General features: G+C 75.1%; 3 protein-coding genes. All 3 read right to left on the bottom strand.

All coding sequences use genetic code 11. The features are described from left to right. Nucleotides 1-251: 251 nt before the first annotated feature. Genes lgt through trpB form a run of 3 tightly spaced genes read right to left on the bottom strand, consistent with a single transcriptional unit; the run spans nucleotide 252 to nucleotide 3,363 of the window. Nucleotides 252-1,220 carry a prolipoprotein diacylglyceryl transferase gene (gene lgt, locus E9529_RS21125; protein ID WP_236833231.1) on the bottom strand — a complete coding sequence of 323 codons (969 nt, stop codon included), beginning with the start codon at nucleotides 1,218-1,220 and terminating at the stop codon, nucleotides 252-254. Beyond that, the gene (trpA, locus tag E9529_RS21120; protein WP_236833230.1) at nucleotides 1,217-2,017 is read right to left on the bottom strand and encodes a tryptophan synthase subunit alpha; all 801 of its coding nucleotides are present in this window, start codon (nucleotides 2,015-2,017) and stop codon (nucleotides 1,217-1,219) included. The genes lgt and trpA overlap by 4 nt, the downstream gene beginning before the upstream one ends. Further along, a complete protein-coding gene (gene trpB, locus E9529_RS21115; RefSeq protein WP_236833229.1) occupies nucleotides 2,014-3,363 on the bottom strand; it encodes a tryptophan synthase subunit beta in 1,350 nt (449 codons plus the stop codon). The genes trpA and trpB overlap by 4 nt, the downstream gene beginning before the upstream one ends. Nucleotides 3,364-3,564: the final 201 nt, after the last annotated feature.

The following is a 3,564-nucleotide window of genomic DNA, read 5'->3' as shown; positions in this document are numbered from 1 at the left end:
GAGGTCAAGGGCGGCGGAGATGGCGGCACGTGCGGATCGCGGGGCACCGGGGAGGCTCAGGTGGCCCTGACCGGCTGACGCGCGAGCCCACCGGTGGGTGCCGGTGAGCCGTCGTCCGCGGGGCAGCACTGGCCCGGTCCGACACTACGACCTCGCCAGGGTCTCTGGCGGGTCAGGCGGAAGCGTACACAGCCGTAACACCGTCCTGACATGCCTGACGCCGATCCGTGACCGGCCCCACGCCGGTCCGGTCAGCTCGCCGGCGGCGTCCCGTGATCGTCCTCACGCGCGCCGGCCGCTGTCGCCCCGGACGCCTGCCCGGACGGCTCCGGGGCCGGCCGGTCGCCCTGCTGGTCGGCCGGCTGCCCGCCCGCCGCCGCGGCGCCCCGGTCGATGACCTCGCGCGGGCGGCCGCGCTGCCAGACGAGGTAGGCCACCGCGAGCAGCCCGACGACGATCGACGTGAAGACGTTGATCCGCACGCCGAACAGGGTCTCGGCCGGGTCGGTGCGCAGGAGCTCGATCCACAGCCGGCCGGCGCAGTAGGAGGCGACGTACAGCGCGAAGGCGCGGCCGTGCCCGAGGCGGAAGCGGCGGTCGGCCCAGATGACCAGCGCCGCCGCGGCGAGGTTCCAGAGCAGCTCGTAGAGGAACGTCGGGTGGAACGTGCCCAGGACCACCGGCTCGCCGTCGGCCCCGGTGACCGCCTGCCCGCCGCTCCACTCGTAGATGGTGAGCGCCCAGGGCAGGTCGGTGGGGCCGCCGTAGAGCTCGTTGTTGAACCAGTTGCCCAGCCGGCCGATCGCCTGGGCGACCAGCAGCCCCGGCGCGAGCGCGTCGGCGAAGGCGGGCAGCGGGATGCCGCGCCGGCGGCAGGCGATCCATGCCCCCACGCCGCCGAAGGCGATGGCGCCCCAGATGCCCAGGCCGCCCTCCCAGATGGCGAAGGCGCGCAGCGGGTCGCCGCCCTCGCCGAAGTAGGGGCGGGGGCTGGAGATGACGTGGTAGATGCGGCCGCCGACGATGCCGAACGGCACCGCCCAGACGGCGATGTCCAGGACGTCGCCGGGCGCGCCACCGCGGGCGACCCAGCGCCGCTCGGTGAGCAGGACGGCGGCGATGATGCCGGCGACGATGCAGAGCGCGTACGCCCGGATCGGCAGCGGGCCCAGCTCCCAGACGCCCTGGGTCGGGCTGGGGAGGGCGGCGAGGGCGGTCATGCCCGCACCCCCGCCCGGCGGACGCCGGCGGCCAGGTCGCCGGTCAGCGTGCGGACCCCGTCGACACCCCGGCCCTCCAGCAGCTCGCGGACGTAGGCCGAGCCGACGATCACGCCGTCGGCGAAGGCGGCGACCTCGGCGGCCTGGTCGCCGTCGGAGACGCCCAGGCCGACGCAGACCGCGAGGTCGGGCGCGGCCTGGCGGGTGCGGGCCACGAGCCTCTCGGCGGCGTCGCCCACCGTGGCGCGCGTGCCGGTGACCCCCATGGTGGAGGCCGCGTAGACGAACCCGCGGCAGGCGGCGGTCGTCGAGCGGAGCCGGGCGTCGGTGGAGGAGGGCGCGACGAGGAAGACCCGGTCCAGGTCGGCCTCCCCGGCCGCGTCGATCCACGCCCCCGCCTCGTCGGGGATCAGGTCGGGGGTGATGGCCCCCGCTCCCCCGGCCGCGGCCAGGTCGGTGGCGAACCGCTCGACGCCGTAGCGCTCGATGGGGTTCCAGTAGCTCATGACCACCGGGACGGCGCCGGCCGCGGCCACCGCCTCCACCGCGCGGAGCACGTCGCGCATGCCCACCCCGGCCCGCACGGCGACGTCGACGGCCTCCTGGATCACCGGCCCGTCCATGCCCGGGTCGCTGTAGGGGACGCCGATCTCGATGACGTCCGCGCCGGCCTCGACCGCCGCCACCATCGCCTCGATCGAGCCCTCGACGTCCGGGTAGCCGACGGGGAGGTAGGCGATGAGCGCCGAGCGCCCCTCCGCCCTGGCCGCGTCGATCCGCTCCTGCAGCGCGCTCACGCCGTCTCCCCCGCGTCCTGGCCGGCGACGGCGTCGGCGTTGCTGACCGCGCCCTCGGTGGGCCGCTGGTCGGTGTCCATGCCGGCGCCGGGGTCGACGTGCTCCCTGTCCCCCAGGCCGAACCACCGCGACGCCGTCTCGACGTCCTTGTCCCCACGGCCGGAGAGGTTCACCAGGAGCAGCGCCTCCGGCCCCAGTTCCCGGCCGAGGGTGAGCGCACCGGCCAGGGCGTGCGCCGACTCGATCGCCGGGATGATGCCCTCGGTGCGGCAGAGCAGCGCGAACGCCTCCATCGCCTCGGCGTCGGTGACCGGCCGGTACTCGGCCCGGCCGATGTCGTGCAGGTAGGAGTGCTCCGGGCCGACGCCGGGGTAGTCCAGGCCGGCGCTGATCGAGTGGGACTCGACCGTCTGGCCGTTCTCGTCCTGGAGGAGGAAGGAGCGGGCGCCGTGCAGCACGCCCGGCGTGCCGCCGGTGATCGTCGCGGCGTGCCGCGGGGTGTCGACGCCGTCGCCGCCGGCCTCCAGGCCGATCAGCCGCACCCCTGCGTCGGGGACGAAGGCGGTGAAGATGCCGATGGCGTTGGAGCCGCCGCCGACGCAGGCGAGGACGGCGTCGGGGAGCCGCCCCTCGCGCTCGAGCACCTGGTCGCGCGCCTCGTCGCCGATGACCCGCTGGAAGTCGCGGACCATGGCCGGGAAGGGGTGCGGGCCGGCGACGGTGCCGAAGACGTAGTTCGTCGTCTCGACGTTGGTCACCCAGTCGCGGAAGGCCTCGTTGATCGCGTCCTTGAGCGTGCGGGAGCCGGTGGTCACCGGGATGACCTCGGCGCCGAGCAGCCGCATGCGGGCGACGTTGAGCGCCTGCCGGCGGGTGTCCTCCTCGCCCATGTAGACCGTGCAGGACAGGCCCATGAGAGCCGCCGCCGTCGCCGTGGCCACGCCGTGCTGGCCGGCGCCGGTCTCGGCGATCACGCGCGTCTTGCCGATCCGCTTGGTGAGCAGCGCCTGGCCCAGCACGTTGTTGATCTTGTGGGAGCCGGTGTGGTTGAGGTCCTCGCGCTTGAGCAGGACCCGCGCGCCGCCGGCGTGCGCGGCGAACTTCGGCACCTCGGTGATCGGGCTCGGCCGGCCGGTGTAGTCGCGCTGGAGGCGGGCGAACTCCTCGAGGAAGGCGGGGTCGACGCGCATGGCCTCGTAGGCCTCGGTGAGCTCGTCGAGGGCGGCGATGAGCGCCTCGGGCACGAAGCGGCCACCGAAGACCCCGAAGTGCCCAGCGGCGTCGGGCCAGCCCGGTCGCGCCGGGAGCGAGAGGTCTCCGGTCTGCGGTGGGCTGGTCGTCGTCATGCGCACAGTGTCCCGCGCCGCGGGCCGTGTTCGCCGCAGGGGTGCACGCGACATCACCGGATCGGAGCAGCGCCTGCCTCCGCCGTCAGGACATATCCACCCGGCGGACCGGCCGCGCCGTCAGAACGGTGGCGGGTCGTCGTCCGGGTCCGGTGGTGCTGGCGGTGGTGCCGGTGGTGTGGTGAGGACGCGGTAGCCCGG

This window comes from Blastococcus sp. KM273128, from assembly GCF_021698975.1.
Classification (GTDB): domain Bacteria; phylum Actinomycetota; class Actinomycetes; order Mycobacteriales; family Geodermatophilaceae; genus Blastococcus.
Note: the sequence above shows the minus strand (reverse complement) of the source record. Positions and strands in the feature narration are given on the sequence as shown.